At 68.2% G+C, this 17000-nt stretch carries 17 protein-coding genes; 8 read left to right on the plus strand and 9 right to left on the minus strand.

Translation table 11 applies throughout. The annotated features are described in order from the left end of the window. Window positions 1-47 precede the first annotated feature (47 nt). Window positions 48-1238: a lytic murein transglycosylase gene (locus ACTIEY_RS00275; RefSeq protein WP_439517145.1), complete on the plus strand. Its 1191-nt coding sequence runs from the start codon at window positions 48-50 to the stop codon at window positions 1236-1238. Here ACTIEY_RS00275 and ACTIEY_RS00280 read toward each other — a convergent pair. Continuing rightward, window positions 1216-2163, minus strand: a complete 948-nt coding sequence (locus ACTIEY_RS00280; protein WP_439517146.1) for a helix-turn-helix transcriptional regulator — start codon at window positions 2161-2163, stop codon at window positions 1216-1218. The two genes, ACTIEY_RS00275 and ACTIEY_RS00280, sit on opposite strands and share 23 nt — an antisense overlap. Before the next feature lie 115 nt (window positions 2164-2278). Here ACTIEY_RS00280 and ACTIEY_RS00285 point away from each other — a divergent pair, with 115 nt between their 5' ends. After that, the gene (locus tag ACTIEY_RS00285) at window positions 2279-2881 is read left to right on the plus strand and encodes a glutathione S-transferase family protein (RefSeq protein WP_439517147.1); all 603 of its coding nucleotides are present in this window, start codon (window positions 2279-2281) and stop codon (window positions 2879-2881) included. Window positions 2882-2914: 33 nt separating this feature from the next. Here the strand turns inward: ACTIEY_RS00285 and ACTIEY_RS00290 are convergent, their stop codons facing one another. Continuing rightward, window positions 2915-3259 carry a heavy metal-binding domain-containing protein gene (locus ACTIEY_RS00290; RefSeq protein WP_439517148.1) on the minus strand — a complete coding sequence of 115 codons (345 nt, stop codon included), beginning with the start codon at window positions 3257-3259 and terminating at the stop codon, window positions 2915-2917. Window positions 3260-3338: 79 nt separating this feature from the next. Between ACTIEY_RS00290 and ACTIEY_RS00295 the strand changes: the two genes are divergently transcribed. Further along, the gene (locus tag ACTIEY_RS00295; RefSeq protein WP_439517149.1) at window positions 3339-4010 is read left to right on the plus strand and encodes a class I SAM-dependent methyltransferase; all 672 of its coding nucleotides are present in this window, start codon (window positions 3339-3341) and stop codon (window positions 4008-4010) included. Between the two features lie 67 nt (window positions 4011-4077). Here the strand turns inward: ACTIEY_RS00295 and ACTIEY_RS00300 are convergent, their stop codons facing one another. Both ACTIEY_RS00300 and ACTIEY_RS00305 read right to left on the minus strand, forming a co-directional pair. Then, entirely contained in the window at window positions 4078-4248 is a 171-nt protein-coding gene (locus tag ACTIEY_RS00300) for a hypothetical protein (RefSeq protein WP_439517150.1), read from the minus strand. 62 nt (window positions 4249-4310) lie between these two features. Beyond that, window positions 4311-5204 (minus strand): transglutaminase-like domain-containing protein, encoded by an 894-nt coding sequence (locus tag ACTIEY_RS00305; protein ID WP_439517151.1) that lies wholly within the window; start codon window positions 5202-5204, stop codon window positions 4311-4313. Between the two features lie 172 nt (window positions 5205-5376). Between ACTIEY_RS00305 and ACTIEY_RS00310 the strand changes: the two genes are divergently transcribed. Together ACTIEY_RS00310 and ACTIEY_RS00315 are read left to right on the plus strand one after the other, a co-directional pair. Then, a complete protein-coding gene (locus tag ACTIEY_RS00310; RefSeq protein ID WP_439518243.1) occupies window positions 5377-7920 on the plus strand; it encodes an FtsX-like permease family protein in 2544 nt (847 codons plus the stop codon). Then, window positions 7917-9050, plus strand: a complete 1134-nt coding sequence (locus ACTIEY_RS00315) for a lipocalin-like domain-containing protein (protein WP_439517152.1) — start codon at window positions 7917-7919, stop codon at window positions 9048-9050. Before ACTIEY_RS00310 ends, ACTIEY_RS00315 begins: the two co-directional genes overlap by 4 nt. A gap of 1 nt (window position 9051) precedes the next feature. Here the strand turns inward: ACTIEY_RS00315 and ACTIEY_RS00320 are convergent, their stop codons facing one another. Continuing rightward, entirely contained in the window at window positions 9052-9723 is a 672-nt protein-coding gene (locus tag ACTIEY_RS00320; protein WP_439517153.1) for a FadR/GntR family transcriptional regulator, read from the minus strand. Between the two features lie 149 nt (window positions 9724-9872). On the opposite strand from ACTIEY_RS00320, the gene ACTIEY_RS00325 reads away from it, so the two are divergent. After that, complete coding sequence (locus tag ACTIEY_RS00325; RefSeq protein ID WP_439517154.1) at window positions 9873-10745, plus strand: fumarylacetoacetate hydrolase family protein; 873 nt, start codon at window positions 9873-9875, stop codon at window positions 10743-10745. A 40-nt stretch (window positions 10746-10785) separates the two neighbouring features. After that, window positions 10786-11763, plus strand: coding sequence for a tripartite tricarboxylate transporter substrate binding protein (locus tag ACTIEY_RS00330; protein WP_439517155.1), 978 nt, complete (start codon window positions 10786-10788; stop codon window positions 11761-11763). Here ACTIEY_RS00330 and ACTIEY_RS00335 read toward each other — a convergent pair. From ACTIEY_RS00335 to ACTIEY_RS00345, 3 genes are read right to left on the minus strand one after another with little or no spacing between them, the layout of a single operon-like run. Continuing rightward, window positions 11760-12419: a hypothetical protein gene (locus ACTIEY_RS00335; protein WP_439517156.1), complete on the minus strand. Its 660-nt coding sequence runs from the start codon at window positions 12417-12419 to the stop codon at window positions 11760-11762. The two genes, ACTIEY_RS00330 and ACTIEY_RS00335, sit on opposite strands and share 4 nt — an antisense overlap. Beyond that, window positions 12416-13426: an MlaD family protein gene (locus ACTIEY_RS00340; protein WP_439517157.1), complete on the minus strand. Its 1011-nt coding sequence runs from the start codon at window positions 13424-13426 to the stop codon at window positions 12416-12418. The genes ACTIEY_RS00335 and ACTIEY_RS00340 overlap by 4 nt, the downstream gene beginning before the upstream one ends. 4 nt (window positions 13427-13430) lie before the next feature. Next, the gene (locus tag ACTIEY_RS00345; RefSeq protein WP_439517158.1) at window positions 13431-14237 is read right to left on the minus strand and encodes an MlaE family ABC transporter permease; all 807 of its coding nucleotides are present in this window, start codon (window positions 14235-14237) and stop codon (window positions 13431-13433) included. A 130-nt stretch (window positions 14238-14367) separates the two neighbouring features. Here ACTIEY_RS00345 and ACTIEY_RS00350 point away from each other — a divergent pair, with 130 nt between their 5' ends. Continuing rightward, window positions 14368-15930 (plus strand): acyl-CoA synthetase, encoded by a 1563-nt coding sequence (locus tag ACTIEY_RS00350; protein WP_439517159.1) that lies wholly within the window; start codon window positions 14368-14370, stop codon window positions 15928-15930. On the opposite strand, the gene queG is transcribed toward ACTIEY_RS00350, so the two are convergent. Further along, the gene (gene queG, locus ACTIEY_RS00355) at window positions 15918-16991 is read right to left on the minus strand and encodes a tRNA epoxyqueuosine(34) reductase QueG (protein WP_439517160.1); all 1074 of its coding nucleotides are present in this window, start codon (window positions 16989-16991) and stop codon (window positions 15918-15920) included. The genes ACTIEY_RS00350 and queG overlap by 13 nt on opposite strands. Window positions 16992-17000: the final 9 nt, after the last annotated feature.

Genomic DNA, 17000 nt, shown 5'->3' on the forward strand with positions numbered 1-17000 from the left:
CACACGGGCATGGCGAACCGCAGCCCGTCGATCCGACTCCCACAAACATGAACCGACACATCCCCCTGATCCTCGGCACCGCCCTTGTCGCCTCCAGCGCCTGGGCGCAAACGCCCAATCCTGAATTCGACAACTGCCTGAACAGCCTGCGCGCCCCTGCCCGCGCCGCCGGCGTTCAGGACGCGACCTTTGCGCAGCACACGCAGGGCCTGGTGCCCGACATGACCGTGATCGACCGGCTGAACTTCCAGCCCGAGTTCCGCACCGCCATCTGGGACTACATGGCGGGTCTGGTGGACGAAGAGCGCGTGGAGCAAGGCAAAGCCCTCATGGCGCAGCACGCCGAGACGCTGGCGCGGGTCAACGAGCGATTCGGCGTGGACCCGGCCACCGTGGTGGCCGTTTGGGGGGTGGAGAGCAACTTTGGCCAGAGCTTCGGCAAATCGCCGCTGGTGCAGTCGCTCGGCACGCTCTCGTGCTTTGGCCGGCGCCAGGCGTACTTCCGTGGCGAGTTCTTCGCCACGCTGCGCATCCTGCAGGCCGGGCACATTGCTCCCGAGCGGCTGGTGGGTTCGTGGGCCGGTGCGTTCGGGCACACGCAGTTCATGCCCAGCACCTTCGAACGGCTGGCGGTGGACTTCGATGGCGATGGCAAGGCCGACCTGATGGACAGCACCACCGACGCGCTGGCTTCCACCGCGAACTTCCTGCAGAAAGCGGGCTGGCAGACCGGCCAGCCCTGGGGCTTCGAAGTGAAGCTGCCAGAAGGCTTTTCCGCTGCGGGCGAAGGCAGGCGCACCAAGCGCGCGATGAGCGAATGGACCGCGCGTGGCGTGAAGCGCGTGGACGGCTCTGCGTTGCCCGCCTCGGGGAGTGCAGGCCTCCTCACGCTGGCCGGTCCGCAGGGTCCCGCCTTCCTGGTGATGCGAAACTTTGACGCGCTCTACAGCTACAACGCGGCCGAGAGCTATGGCCTGGCGATCGCGCACCTGTCGGACCGCCTGCGCGGCGCCGGCCCCTTCGCCACACCCTGGCCCACCGACGACCCGGGCATCTCGCGCGCCGAACGCCGCGAACTGCAAACGCTGCTGATCCAGCGCGGTCACGACATCGGCGCTGTGGACGGCATGCTGGGCGACAAGAGCCGCACCGCCATCCGCGCCGAGCAGGAGCGCCTGGGGCAGGAAGCCAGCGGGCGCGCGGGCCAGAAGCTGCTCAGGGCGCTGCGAGGCGGTTGAGGCTGCGCGACAGGCGCTCGCTGGCCACGCGCAGGCGTTCCTTCAACAGCGGCGGCTCAATGACGTCGAAGTCCACGTCGAGGGCCATCAGCCAGTAAACCAGCGAGTCAAGCTGGTTGGCGGCGCACACCATGATGCAACGCTGGTCGTCGACCGCTTCGAGCACGGCGGCCGATGGTGGAATGCGTTGCAGCATCACGTCTCGCGGCTGGTGCAGCATCACACGCGCCTGCTCGGGGTGTTCCACGAAAGCGCGCAGCTCACCCGCAGGCGGTGGTCGCGGCGCAAAGTGCGCGCCGGTCTTCGGCTCACCCTCCACGCGGTCGATGCGAAAGGTGCGCCAGTCGTCGCGCGCCGGGTCCCACGCCACCAGGTACCAGCGGGTGCCGTTGTGCACCAGGCCGTGCGGCTCCACGTTGCGCTGCGTGCTCCGGTTCTTGCCATCGCGGTAGGCAAACCCCAGTTGAAACTGGTCGCGGCAGGCAGCCGCCAGGGTTGCCAGCACGTTGGCATCCACCGTGGGCCCCATGCGCTGGATGGGCATGATCGCCGCGCGCAAGGCCTCGATGCGTCGACGCAGACGCGCAGGCATCACCTGCCCCAGTTTCACCAGCGCCCGCAGCGAACTCTCTTCCACCCCACTCACGGTGCCGGCGGCGGCGATCTGCAGCGCAATCGCCACGGCCAGGGCTTCGTCGTCGTCGAGCAGCAGCGGCGGCAGCGCCTGCCCGGCACGAAACGCATAGCCACCCGCCACGCCGCTGCTGGCATGGATGGGGTAGCCCAACTGGCGCAGGCGGTCGATGTCGCGGCGAAGCGTGCGCGGGTTCACCTCCAGGCGCTCGGCCAGCTCCTGGCCGGCCCAGTGGCTGCGCGTCTGCAGCAGGGAAAGCACGCGTAGCAGGCGTGAGGATGAGGTCAGCATGCCTGCAACTCTACCTCTTATCGAGGGCAGAAACTGTCCGCAATGTGGACGACATTGCCATCACGGCCTCGGTGCCCTGCCGGGACGGTCATCAACCCCTTGAAAGGAGCTCTTCATGTCCATCGTTCTCTACTGGCACCCCATGTCCAGCGCCAGCCCCATCGCGTCGTCCCTCGTTGAACTCGACGTGCCGCACGAGCGCGTGAAGGTCGACATTCGCACCGGCGAACAGCGACGCCCCGAATTCCTGGCCCTCAACCCCAACGGCAAGGTGCCGACCCTCAGCTTCGACGGCGCGCCGATGTTCGAGGCGCTGGCCATCCAGCTCTGGCTCGGCGAGCAGTTCGGCGTGGATCGCGGCCTGTGGCCCGCCGCAGGCACGCCCGAGCGGCTGCAGGCCATGTCGTGGTGCACATGGTCGTACGTGACCTACGGTGGGCAACTCATGCGCCGGCAGGCCGCGCTGGACGCTGGCACGCCGGACGACGCGCACGGCACCGCCGCGCGAAAAGCCATGGATGAACTGCTCGGCCTGCTCGACGACCGCCTGGGGCGTCAGCCCTGGATGATGGGCGAGGCCTATTCGCTGGTGGACCTCGTGGTGGGTTCGGTCATCGGCTACAGCGCCTACATCGGCGCGCCCGTGGCCTCTCACCCGACCACACTGGCGTGGCTGCAGAAGGTGCAGGCGCGCCCGGCGATGAACGTCGAGAACTGAGCAGGAGCGGGGGTCTCGACCAGAGCACCCGAGCTACATCTTCACGGCGGTGCCGCTCACGCAGACCATCATCATGCCGTTGGCCTCGCCCAGCACCTCGTAGTCGAAGTCGATGCCGATGACACCGTTGGCACCCATCTCCTTGGCGGACTCGATGAGGTCTTCCATGGCGGCATCGCGCGCGCCCGAGAGCGCACGCTCATAGCCTCCCGCGCGCCCGCCCACCACGTCGCGCACCGACGAGAACATGTCGCGAAAGATGTTGGCGCCGATGATGGCCTCGCCGTGAACCACGCCCAGCATCTGCGAACGCTGCACGCCTTCGAGCGTGGTGGTGCTGAGGAAGAAGCCGTCCTTGCCCTTGGAAAACCAGCCCATGTGAAAACTCCCGCTGACGCACCACCCGCTGGGTGCCTGCGCATGGTACCGTGGCCCACAACCCCCACGAAAGCCATCCATGCCAGGCTACCAGGTCCGCACCGAGACCCTGAACCTCGGCGGCGAAGACTGGCACATCCGTCGTCTCAGCGACGGCCAGCAGTTCACCGACACCGATCACCGCGCAGCCGACCTGGGCCTGCCGCCGGCGGGCTGGGCGCACTTCGGCCAGGTGTGGCCCTCCTCGCGCGTGCTCGCGCTGGCCATGCTCACCCAACCCATGCAGGGCCTGCGGGTGCTGGAGATCGGGGCGGGACTCGCCCTGGCCAGCCTGGTCATGCACCGGCGCGGCGCCGACGTGACGGTCAGCGACTGGCATCCCCTGACCGAAGAGTTCCTTCGCCACAACCTGGTGCTCAATGGCCTGGGACCCCTGCCTTACCAGGCGGGGAACTGGGAGAGCACGGCGGCCACCGACAACCCGGCGCTCGGGCGCTTCGACCTCATCGTGGGCAGCGACCTGCTCTACGAACGCCAGCAGCCCGCGCAACTGGCGGCGTTCATCTTTCGCCACAGCACGCCCACCGCCGTGGTCATCATCGTGGACCCCGACCGGGGCAACCGCGCCGCCTTCGGTCGCGACATGGCCGCGATGGGGTTCGTCCTCAGCATGACCACTGCCGATCGACAACTGGAAGACGGCGAAGCCTACAAGGGCCGCTTCCTGCGCTTCCACCGCCAGCGGGTCTGACTTCACCATGCAAAAGGCCCGCGATTGCGGGCCTTTTGCATGGAGGCCGGGAACGGCCCGGCGGGGATCAGCCGCCCTTCTTGGAGCGCTTGCCCGGGTTCTTCTTGCTGCGCGTGGCCACGCCGCGTTCCAGGCTGACGCGCTGGCCGCGGCCCGGCGAGGTCAGGGAGACGCCGGCAACGGGCGTGGGGCGGGGGGTGCGCTTGCGGTCGGCTTCGGTGACGATTTTGTTGCCCATGACAGGATCCTGAGAGAGTTGGAAAAACCCCTATTAGGCCACAAGGCCCCGGCCAGCAAGCCTCAGGCGGTGGCGACCGGGCTCCAGCCCAGGCTCGAATCGGTGGACAGGCCTTCAGGCCGATGCACCGGGAGTTGCCAGCCTTTGCCGGCGTCCGTCTGCGCGGAGATGTCGATGCGCGGCGCGCTCGCCGCCACGCTGCCGAAGATCGTGGCGAAGGACGCGTCGGCCGCATCACGGCCGGTCCCGATGCGCACGAAGCCCATGGGAATGGCGGTGCCCGATGGATCGAAGATGTACCAGCGGTGGCCCAGGTAAGCCTCCACGTAGGCATGGAAGTCGGTGGGGCCCAGCGAGGGATCGGCACCGTAGTCGATGGCGGTGGTGAATCGTGCAGGGATGTTGAGCGCGCGGCAGAACGCGATCATGAGGTGGGCGAAATCGCGGCACACCCCCTTGTGATCGTTCAGGGTGTCCAGTGCAGAGGTCATGGAGTTGCTGGTGTTCGACTCGAACTTCACCTCGCTCTGCACCCACTGCTGGATCGCCTGCACCCGACGGTAGCCCTGCGGCATGTGGCCGAAGAGTTGCGTGGCCATCGCCGTCACACAGTCGGACTGGCAATAGCGGCTCGGATAGATGTAGGCCAGCGCATCAGGGGGCAACTGCGCCACCGGCACCTCGAACACGCTGTCGGGATCGGCCACATGGTGGGCGATGTCGAGCGTGGCGCGGTAGCGCAACTGCAGCGGCCCGGGCGAGGCCGTCAGCCGCAGGAGGCGCGTGCGCGTGGGCGCGTCCGTACTCATGGACATGGGCACGGGCTGGCTGAGTTGCAGTTCTTCCCACACCACCGTCTGCTGGGGGGCGTGCGCGGCCTGCACGTTGAAGATGAAATCCGCACCGGGCGGGTGCACCGTGTATTCGAGGTCGATGGCGAGGTGGATGCGTACCATGGGGTCACCGTGGAAAAGGACAGGAACTGGCCAGTTGGCCAGGCGGCCGCGCAGGGTGCGCGGATGAATCGGTGAACTCCAGAAAACCGTTGGTGCATCGTACGCGGGCAAAAGCCCCGCGTCTGTGCGATGAAACACTCTGCGAATGCACCCCGGCCTTAAGCTTCAGAGGATGCGCGCGTTGCTCTCCACCTTCTCCATGCAGGAATTGCGCCACCACCCGTGGCGCAACGCTTCCGCGGTGGTGGCGGTCATGCTGGGTGTTGCGCTGGCCTTCGCGGTGCACCTCATCAATGCATCGGCGCTGGCCGAGTTTTCCAGCGCGGTGAGTTCGGTCAACGGCCAGCCCGATGTGTCGCTGCGCGCGCGCCAGGGACCGCTGGACGACCGCCTGCTCGAGCAGGTCGCTGCTCACCCCGGCGTGGCCCTGGCCAGCCCGGTGCTGGAAGTGGCCACGCAGGTTCTGGACGCACGGGGCCAACCGGTTCAGGTGAAGCTGCTGGGTGTGGACGCGCTCGTGGTGGCCGGCCTGTCTCCTGCGCTCATGCCGGTGGTGGAAGGAACGGACGCGAAACGTCTCGACCTGTTCGCACCGGACGCTGTGTTCCTCAACCCCGCAGCCAGCCAGGCCCTGCAAGGCGCGAGCGGGCTGCAAGTGCCCGGCGGAGCGCTGCGTGTGGCCGGCCGCGTGACCGCACCTGGTGCGCCGCTGCTGGTGATGGATGTGGCCGCCGCGCAGGAGCGCATGGCCCGAGCGGGCCAGCTCAGCCGCATCGACCTGCGCCTGGCACCGGGCGCGCGCACCGACGAGGTGCTGACCGGACTGGACTTGCCGGACCATGTGATCGCGCAACGCCCTGAACAATCGGGTGAGCGCGTCAGCAACCTCTCTCGCGCTTACCGCGTGAATCTCACCGTGCTGGCGCTGGTCGCGCTGTTCACGGGCGCGTTCCTCGTGTTCTCGGTGCTGTCGCTCTCGGTGGCGCGTCGCCAGCCGCAATTTGCGTTGCTGGGCGTGCTGGGCCTCTCTGGCGGCGAACGTCTGCGGCTGGTGCTGGCCGAGTCGGCCCTGCTGGGCCTGCTGGGCAGCGCGCTGGGCGTGGCCCTGGGCACTGCCCTGGCCGCGCTCGCCCTGCGCCTGCTGGGCGGCGATCTCGGCGGGGGTTATTTCACCGGTGAGTCCCCTCCGCTGCTGTGGAGCCCGCTGGCGGCGCTGGTCTACGGCCTGCTTGGCGTGGCGGCTTCGGTGGTGGGTGGGTGGTGGCCGGCGCGCGCCACGGCGCGCATGGCGCCGGCGTTGGCGCTCAAGGGTCTGGGTGCACCGGCGCCGCGGGGTGGACGTCGCCACGCGCTGGCACTCGCGCTCATCGCACTGGCGGCGGCACTGGCCTGGGCGCCGCCCGTGGCGGGCATTCCGCTGGCCGCCTACGTGTCGGTGGGGCTGCTGCTGGTGGGTGGCATCGCCGCCCTGCCGCTGGCGGTGGGCTGGCTGCTGGACTGGATCGCGCCGCACGTGTCCCGCCGCACGCTCCCGCTGCTGGCGGTGGAGCGATCGCGGCGACTGCGCGAAACGGCCGCGGTGGCCACCAGCGGCGTGGTCGCCAGCCTGGCGCTGTCGGTCGCGCTCACGGTGATGGTGGCCAGCTTTCGCGATTCGGTCACGCAATGGCTCGACGCCGTGCTGCCCGCACCGCTCTATGTGCGCAGCGTGGGCGGCGTGGGCGACAGCAGCCACTTGCCCGACGATTTCGTGGCCGCGGTCTCGCGCGTGCCGGGCGTGGCGCGTGCCGACCCGTTGCGCGCCACCCCGGTGCAACTGGACCCGGCGCGCCCGGCCGTGGTCCTGCTCTCACGCCCGCTCATCGCGGTGCCCGGTGCCATGCTCGGCCTGCCGCTGGTGGGCAACCCGTTGCCCGCACCCGATGCCCGCGAAGGTGAGCGTGTGGTGCGCGTCTATGTGAGCGAGGCCATGGTGGACCTTTACGGTGCCACGTCCGGGGGCTGGCTGGACGGACTGGCGATGGCTTTTGCCGAACCGCAGGCGCGCGGCACGCGTTTCTTCGTGGCCGGCGTGTGGCGCGACTACGCTCGCCAGCACGGCAGCGTGGTGATGGACCGCGACGATTTCGTGCGCCTCACGGGCGACGCGCGCGTGAACGACCTGGCCCTGCTGCTCACCGCCGATGCGCGCGAAGACGAGGTGCGCGAGCGCATCCGGGTCGAAGCCGAACGGCTGGGTGTCACCGATCAGATCCAGTTCGCCTCGGCCAGCCAGATTCGCACCGGATCCCTGCGCATCTTCGACCGCAGCTTTGCCGTCACCGTCTGGCTGCAGGCGGTGGCGATCGGCATCGGGCTCTTCGGCGTGGCCGCGAGCTTCAGCGCGCAGGTGCTGGCGCGCAGACGCGAGTTCGGCCTGCTCGCGCACCTGGGCCTGACGCGCCGCCAGATCCTGGGCGTGGTGGCGCTGGAAGGCCTGGCCTGGACGCTGCTCGGTGCGCTGGCCGGCCTGGCGCTGGGCCTGGCGGTGAGCCTCGTGCTGGTGCATGTGGTCAACCCGCAGAGCTTTCACTGGACCATGGACCTGGTGTTGCCCTGGGCGCGGCTGCTCGCGCTGTGCGCCGCCGTGGTGCTGGCTGGCACGCTCACCGCCTGGCTCGCCGGCCAGGCCGCTGCCAGCCGCGATGCGGTGCGCGCCGTCAAGGAGGACTGGTGAAATTTGATCGGCGTCAATGGCTGGCCGGCGCCGTGGGTGCCTGCCTGGTGCCCCCGCTGCACGCGCAGGACACGCAGGACACGCACCAGCCGGGTGACGCCTTGCGACCGCGCCCGCTCTCGTTCCCGCGTGACCACGGCAGCCACAACGAGACGCGGACCGAGTGGTGGTACCTCACCGGGCATGCACGCGGTGCCAGCGGGCGCGATTTCGGGTTCCAGCTCACCTTCTTCCGCAGCCGCGTGGACGAGGCCCGCGCCCTCAAAAGCCGGCTCGCTGCCCGGCACCTGCTGTTTGCGCACGCGGCCATCACCGACGTGCAGAACGGCGAGCTCGTGCACGACCAGCGCATTGCGCGCTGGAACGGCCAGCCGCCCGCTCAAACCGGCCACGCGGTGTTTGCCAGCGTGAACGACACGCACATCGAACTGCGCGACTGGCATCTGCTGCGCGAGCCCGCGGGTGACTACACGATGCGCATCGCCAGCGAAGCCTTGCAGATCGAACTGCGCGCCCGGCCACAACAGGCGTGGCTGCTGCAGGGCCAGGCCGGCTTCTCCCGCAAGGGGCCCGACCCGGCCCAGGCCAGCTTCTACGTGAGTCAGCCCCACCTGGCCGTGCAAGGCACCCTGGGGGTGCGCGGGCAGCGCTTCGCCGTGCAAGGGAGCGGCTGGCTGGACCACGAATGGAGCGAAGCGCTGCTGCATCCCGAGGCCGTGGGCTGGGACTGGATCGGCATGAACCTGCTGGACGGCAGCAGCCTCACGGCCTTCCAGTTGCGGCGCAAGGACGGCAGCAAGGTCTGGGCGGGCGGTTCGTTCCGCGCCGCCGGCAGCGCGCAGGACCCGCGTGACATCTACGCCTTCGCGCCCGGCGAAGTGGACTGGCAGCCCCGGCGCTTCTGGACCAGCCCGCTCACGCGCGCTCGCTATCCGGTGGAATGGGTGGTGCGCACGCCCGCCGACTTCTACACCATCAAGGCCGTCATCGATCCGCAGGAACTGGACAGCCGCGCGAGCACCGGCACGGTGTACTGGGAAGGCCTCTCGGATCTGATCGACAGCAATGGCCGCACCGTGGGGCGCGGCTACCTGGAGATGACGGGCTACGCGCAGCGGCTGGTGCTGTGACTCAATAACCGAGCAGGTTGCGGCGCACCTGCAAGAGGTGTTCGAGGGTGAGCTCCCGGGCGCGGGCACCGTCCCGATCCCTGAGCGCGCTCACGATCTGCCGGTGCTGCACCTGGTACGCCAGCCGGCGTTCGGGCGTCACGCTCTTCTTCTTCAGCTGCCCCCAGTCGCCCTGGGCGCGCACCGTCTTCATGAGGCTGAACACGTTCCCCACGAAGCTGTTGTGGGCCGCGTCGGCAATGGCCTGGTGCAGTTCGGCGTCCCAGTGTTCGAAAGCCTCCAGGGTTTGCGCCGCCTCGGCCTGGTCGCAGCAGTCGTCCATGCGCCGCAGGTCGGCCACCGTGGCGTTGCGGATCGCGAGTTCGATGATGGCGGGCTCCATCGCCAGGCGCGCCTCCATGAGGTCGGCCGGGCTGGTGTGCTGGGACGAGTCGTGCTGGATGCGCTGGCCGAGGCGCGCCCCGGCCTGTTCGGCCACGAAGGTGCCGCTGCCCACGGTCTGCTCGATCAGGCCCTGCTGCTTGAAATCGGCCAGTGCCTTGCGCACCGTGGTGCGGCTCACCCCGAAGGTGTCGGCCAGTTCGCGTTCGGTGGGCAGTCGATCGCCGGCTCTCCATTGCCCGGTGTGCAACTGGTCGAGGATCGATTCGCGCAAGGGTCTGGCCAGGCTCATGAAAGCAAATGTACCAAACCAGACCAATTCGCTCACCATGCTGTAGCTCAGTGCTTTCCCCAATCCTGAAGTTGCCCTCATGGCCTATGATTTTTGATCTGGTACCAATTGGTACTTTTTGGTATTCATCGCATCATCAAGGAGTCTGCGTGCGCATCGCCACTTTCGTTCATCAAGGCCAGCGACAGGTCGGCACCGTTTCTGCGGACGGCCTCGCCGTCACACCGCTGGCGCTCAGCCCGACCGAAGCCCAGCGCGGCGCGCTGCCGCTGGTGGAGGCTGCCGCCCGTGGCGCCCCACTGCCCGCTGCCTCCGGCGCCGCGCTGAAGCTCGCCGACCTGCAGCTCGAAGCGCCGATTCCCGTGCCCCGCCGCAACATCTGGTGCGTGGGCCGCAACTACCACGAGCACGCGAAGGAGTTGCAGGGCTCGGTGTTCAAGAACAACAACACCAACCCCGCGGCCTGGCCCATCGTGTTCACCAAGGTGCCCGAATGCGTGGTGGCCAACGGCGCCGACGTGCAGTTGCCCGGAGACGACATCTCGCCTCAGATCGACTACGAAGCCGAACTCGCGGTGGTCATCGGCATCGGCGGCAAGAACATCGCGAAGGCCGATGCGATGAAGCACGTGTTCGGCTACACCATCGTCAACGACGTGACCGCGCGCGACGTGCAGATGCGCCACCAGCAGTGGGACATGGGCAAGAGCTTCGACACCTTCTGCCCCATGGGGCCGTGGATCGTCACCGCCGACGAGCTCGACGGCCAGCACACGCGCGTGCGCTGCTGGGTCAACGACGAGCCGCGCCAGGATGGCCGCACCGAAGACCTGATCTTCGACATTCCCACGCTGATCGAGACCATCTCGCGCGGCATCACGCTGTATCCCGGCGACGTCATCGCCACCGGCACGCCGGCGGGTGTGGGCCTGGGCATGACGCCGCCCACGTTCCTGAAGACCGGCGACGTGGTGCGCATCGAGATCGACGGCATCGGCACGCTGCAGAACCGGTTTGTCTGAACGCCCCTTCCTCTGTCAAGAAAATCGTCTGGAGACACTCATGCACCGCACCGCACTCAAACTCTGCAGCCTCGCGCTGGCGCTCGCTGCCACGATGGGCATGGCCCACGCACAGGACGCTTACCCGAGCAAGCCCGTCACCATGGTGGTGCCGTTCCCACCCGGGGGCGTGGCCGACGTGGTGGGCCGCCCGGTGGCTGAAGCCATGGCGCGCCACCTCAACCAGTCGGTGGTGGTGGTCAACCGGGCTGGCGCGGGCGGTGGCATCGGCATGGCGCAGGTGGCCAAGGCTGCGCCCGACGGCTACACCATGCTCATGGCGTTGTCCTCCATCGTGGTGCTGCCCGAAGCCGACAGGATTCTCGGCCGCCCACCGATGTTCGAACTCTCGCAACTGATCCCCATCGCGCGCATGACCGCCGACCCCACGGTGCTGGTGGTGCGCGCCGACAGCCCGTGGAAGACCTACGCCGAATTCATCGCCGCCGCCAAGACCAGCCCGGGCCGGCTGACGTTCGGCTCATCGGGCAACTACGGCACCATGCATGTCCCCATGGAGCAGCTCAAGGCGGCCACGTCCAGCTACATGCTCCATGTGCCGTACACCGGCGCGGGCCCCGCCATCCTGGGCATGCTCAGCGGCCAGGTGGACGCGGTGGCCACCGGTCCGGCCAGTGCCGTGGGGCAGATCAAGGCGGGCAAGCTGCGCGCCCTGGCGCACTGGGGCGAAGGCCGCCTGGCCCTGCTGCCGGATGTGCCCAGCTTCAAGGAACTCGGCGTGCCGATCAGCTACTCGCAGTGGTCGGGCATCTTCGTGCCAGCGGGCACACCGCCTGCGGTGGTGAACAAGTTGCGCGAAGCCGCGCGCATGGCCGCCCAGGATCCGAAGACCGTGCAGGTGATGACCACCGCCGGCACCTCGTTCCAGTTCCAGGACGCAGCCGAATTCGACAAGTTCGTCCAGGACGACGCCAGCGCCATGAAGACGGTGGTGCAGAAGATCGGCAAGGTGAACTAGGGCCTCGGCGCTGGCGCGACAAGGTTCATGCGACGTTGCAGGCGAGCGGCCTCCTCGCTGGCACCGGCGGCCTGCGCGCGGTCCCGTTGCACACCGAGCCACGCCAGCAAGGGACGCCGCCATCCGCGCGCCGATGCGGTGTCGACCGCCGCACCGATCACACCGGGTGTGGCCCGGCCTGTCTTGAGCAGCACGCCCGCAGCGACAAGCTGCGAGAGCGGATCCTGGATCGCGGCCACGGCTGCATCGGGTGCGGTGCTGGTCACCAGGGGGCGATGCACTTCGGGCAGCACAGCGGCGTCGGCTGGCGTGGCCGCGCCTTGCAGGTAGCGCGCGTAGGCCTGTTCGGCCGGCGCGGCGTCCTGCGCCAGGGCATCGAAACCCGCGCACGGCTCAAACACAAGCGAGGCCACCCGCGTGGCACAGCGCAGCAGTTCGGCGCGGGCCAGCAGATCGGCGCGGCCCGTGCTGGTAATCTCCCGCCGCGCGCGCGCGAATTCCACCGCCTCGATGCGCGCATCGCCCACCAGCCAGGCCTCGGCTGCGCGCTCGGCGCTCGACTTCGCATTCATCTGCCATTCGGGTGCGGGGGGCTTGCTGGCACAGGCGGTCAGCGCAACCAGTGAAAACACAAAGGCAGGGAAGAGCATGTTCATGGAAGGCGAATCTCTGTTTCACGCGCAAAAGGCCATTTGCGGTTGATCTCGTTGATCAGCGAATCCACCTTGCGCAGGCTGGACTCGACCTCGGCGCGCAAGGTCCCCAGGTCGCCGGTGGCATCGCGCGTGTTGCTCGCCACACCCTGCACCTCCACCAGCACCGCGTCCACCTTCTGCAGGCTGTTGCGCGCGTCGGCCAGCAAGGCATTGAGCTGCTTGACGGTGGCCTGCGCATCGCCCACCAGACCGGTCTGCCCTGGCGGCGCACCCTGGCCGAACACCTGGCGGTCGGCGTTGGCGGCCAGGCTGTCCAGCCGCTTGGCCAGCGCATCGGCACGCAGCAGCAGCGCGTTGGTGCGCTCGATGGTCTGCACCAGTTTCTTCGCATCCTCGTCGTTGCCCATCAGCACGCCCAGCCCACCGTGCGGACCTTTGAGGCGCTCGGCGGTCACCTGCACGCCGCCCAGCGTGCCGGCCACGGCGCCGTCGGCCGCCGTGAGCGCGGCCAGGTTCTCGAGCACCTCGCGCATGCTGGCCGCCAGCTTGGGAATTTCAGCGGCCGTATCGCCACGCAGCACGTTGCGCTCCGCGCCGTCGGGCAGCGGTGGGTCGTCCAGCACGCCGCTGTAGGCGCGCAGGCGCGTGCCACCCACCAGACCGCGTTCCATGGTGAAGATGCTGGATGTGCGAAGCCATTTCGCGTCCTTCTCCGGCACGTCCACGAGGATGCGCACGTTGCCGTCATCGGCCAGCTCGATGCGCGCCACGCGCCCGATCGCAAACCCGGCGAAGGTCATGTCCATCCCCACCACCACGCCCTCGGAGTCGTCGGAAATGAGCACCAGCCGCTGCGTGGGCTCGAACACGCCGCGCGCGAACATGACATAGGCGGCCGATCCCACCACCAGCAGCACCATCACCACCAACAGCAGCGCGGCTTTGAACTCCAGGTTCTTCACGGGGGGCGGTTCGTCGCCGGGTGGGCGTTCGGGTGTGGGGTTCATGGCATTAGTAATAGTTGCCGATCAGGGACGTGACTTCGATCAGGAGCACGACCGAAAACAGGCGGGCGAATTCAGACATGTCGCTGCGCCGCGAGAAACCCCCGCGCTCATCGCTCTGCGCGCTGGCGGCCAGCGGCACGACGCCCACGGCCAGGGCAAAGAACAGTGTCTTGAGCGTGAAGATGAGCGTGACCGTGGGGGAGAACACCTGCCCCACGCTGCGCGTGTAGGCCGGCAGGCCCCAGGGCGAGAAGCCGTAGACCGTGAGGTAGGTGAGCAGCAGGCAGACCACGCAGGCCAGCGCCGCGAGCAGCAGCACCGAGAACATCGCGGCCAGCGCACGCGGCAGCAACACCGAAGCCAGCAACGACTCTTGCGGCGCGAGGTGGCCTTCGCGGTGCGCCCGGGCGAAACGACCCCGCAGGGCCTGCGCGGCCGGCATGGCGTAACGCGCGGCCACGAACATGGCCGAATACAGGGGGATCAGCTCCAGCACCAGCGTGCGCACCAGGACTTCCAGCGCGTACTGCGACAGGCCATAGCTGTAGGCCGTGGCCACCACGATGCGGATGAGCACCAGGCTCACCAGCGCCGACAGCACCAGGAACCAGGTGAGCAGCGGTGCGGTGGCGGTGTAGAGGTGTGCGAACACCGCGCTGCGATGGGCCGACCGCGTGTAGATGGTCGGCGAGAGTGCCAGCACCACGATCTGAGCGCCCATGTGGATCACGTGCCACCACGCGCGCCAGGTGGCGCGGACCTTGCGGCCCCAGTGGCCGATCAGGCTGTGGGTGGCGTTCACGGGATTCATGGGCGGATGATAGTCGTCACCTTCGTGAGCAAACGTGACAGCGCGCTGGTGTAAACGCGCATGCCAGCCCGCCCGGATTCGATTTCAATCGGGCATCGCACTTCCCTCATCGAGCACTCAGGAGCCCTGCATGTCATTAGCCATCCACCCGGTGGTGCGCCGCCAGACCATCGCCGATGCGCTGCGCCGCACCGCGCTGCGCCTGCCGGCCAAGACCGCCATCGTCTGCGGTGCCACACAGTGGACCTACGCCGAGTTCGATGCGCTGGTGAGCCGCCTCGCGGCCGGCCTGGCACGCATCGGCGTGGCGCAGGGCGACAAGGTGGCCGTGCTGGCGCGCAATTCGCACGGCTTTGCCGCCCTGCGCTTTGCGCTGGCACGTCGCGGCGCGGTGATGGTGCCGATCAATTTCATGCTCAAGGCCGACGAAGTGGCCTACATCCTGCGCCACGCGGGCGCGAAGACGCTCGCCACCGACAGCGGCCTCGCAGCGCTGGCGCGCGAAGCCGCTGCACTGGACACGCAGGTCGCCCAGTTCGTCTGGCTGCCCGCGGAGGACCCGAGTGAGCCCGTGGCCGGCATGCACCGTTTCGACGAACTGGCCGCCTGCACCGACCCCCTGCCCGACGTGACCCTGGGCAGCTTCGACCTGGCGCAGATCGTCTACACCAGCGGCACCGAGTCCACCCCCAAGGGCGCCATGCTCACCCACGACGCCGTGTTGTGGCAGTACGTGAGTTGCGTCATCAATGCCGACATCGCCGAGGACGACCACGCCCTGCACGCCTTGCCGCTGTACCACTGCGCGCAGCTCGACGTCTTCTTCGGCCCGGCCATCTACATCGGCAGCAGCAACGTGATCACGGCCAAGCCAGTGCCCGACCACCTGATCGCCCTGATCGAGCGGTTCGGCATCACCAGTTTCTTCGCGCCGCCCACGGTGTGGATCGCGCTGCTGCGTTCGCCACTGTTCGATGCAGCCAGGCTCAGAAGCCTGGTCAAAGGTTATTACGGCGCCTCGATCATGCCGGTGGAGGTGCTGAAGGAACTCGCCTCGCGCCTGCCGGCGGTGCGGCTGTGGAACCTGTACGGCCAGACCGAGATCGCGCCGCTGGCCACCATGTTGCCGCCCGAGGACCAGTTGCGCAAACCCGGTTCCTGCGGCAAGGCGGTGCTGAACGTGGAGACCCGTGTGGTGAACGACGACATGCGGGACGTGGCCGTGGGCGAGGTCGGGGAACTCGTGCACCGATCGCCTCACCTGATGCTGGGCTACTTCAACGACCCGGAGCGCACGAAAGCCGCCTTCGAAGGCGACTGGTTCCACAGCGGCGACCTCGCCACCATCGACGAAGAGGGCTACATCACGGTGGTGGACCGCAAGAAGGACATGATCAAGACCGGCGGCGAGAACGTCGCCAGCCGCGAGGTGGAGGAAATGGTCTACCGCCTGGGTGCGGTCAGCGAAGTGGCGGTGATCGGCCTGCCGGACCCGAAATGGGTGGAAGCGGTCACCGCCGTGATCGTGGTCAAGGCCGGTCAGCAGCTCACCGAGGCCGAGGTGATGGCGCACTGCAACCAGCACATGGCCGGTTTCAAGAGCCCGAAGCGCGTGGTGTTCACCGAGAGCCTGCCCAAGAACCCGAGCGGCAAGCTGCTCAAGCGCGAGTTGAGGCAGCGCTACACGGCCTGAGACAGCGCCCAGGCCACGTGCTCCCGCACGAGGTCGCTGGGGTGATCGGCGCGGGCGCCCAGGGCTGACAACACGTGTTCGTCGCGGCTGGCCCGCAGTGCGTTGCCCAGCGCCACCGCAATGTTGCGCAGCCAGCGCTCATGTCCGATGCGCCGGATCGGACTGCCTTCGGTTCGCCGCAGGAACTCGCCCTCGCTCCAGCCGAACAGTTCGAGCAGCGTGGAACCGCTCAGGCCCTCGCGGGCATCGAAATCGGCCAGCGGACTGCGCCGTGCGAACTTGTTCCACGGACAGATCAACTGGCAGTCGTCGCAGCCATAGATGCGGTTGCCCATGGGCGCGCGCAGTTCTTCAGGAATGGCGCCTGCGTGTTCGATGGTGAGGTAACTGATGCAACGGCGTGCATCGAGCCGCTGCGGGGCGGTGATGGCCTGGGTGGGGCACACGTCGATGCAGGCGCTGCAGGCGCCGCAGTGATCGCTGACGGCCTCGGTGGCGGGGAGCGCGAGGTCCACATAGATCTCCCCGAGGAAGAACATGGATCCACCCTCGCGGTTCAGCACCAGGGTGTTCTTGCCGCGCCAGCCCTGGCCACTGCGCTGCGCCAGTTCCACTTCCAGCACCGGGGCCGAGTCGGTGAACACGCGGTGTCCCAGCGGCCCGACGGCTCCCTGGATGCGCTCGGCCAGTTTCTGCAGCCGGTTTCGCAGCACCTTGTGGTAGTCGCGGCCCCGCGCATACATGGACACCACGGCTTCACCCGGGTTTTCAAGCCGCGCGAACTCCAGCGCCTGCCAGCCCTCGGGCGCCTCGCGCGGCAAATAATCCATCCGCGCGGTGATCACGCTCACGGTACCCGGCAGCAACTCGGCGGGGCGTGCGCGCTTCATGCCGTGGGCAGCCATGTAGGCCATGTCACCGTGCCATCCAGCCGACAACCAGGCCTGCAGACCCGGCTCTGCCGAAGACAAATCCACATCGGCCACGCCAATTTGCGAAAATGCGAGCTCCTGGCCCCAGGCCTGTATCTGCGAGACGAGTTGAGCGGTATCGAGAGCCATCTTCATGTG

The sequence above is a fragment of the Hydrogenophaga sp. genome (genome assembly GCF_051858985.1).
Classification (GTDB): domain Bacteria; phylum Pseudomonadota; class Gammaproteobacteria; order Burkholderiales; family Burkholderiaceae_C; genus Hydrogenophaga.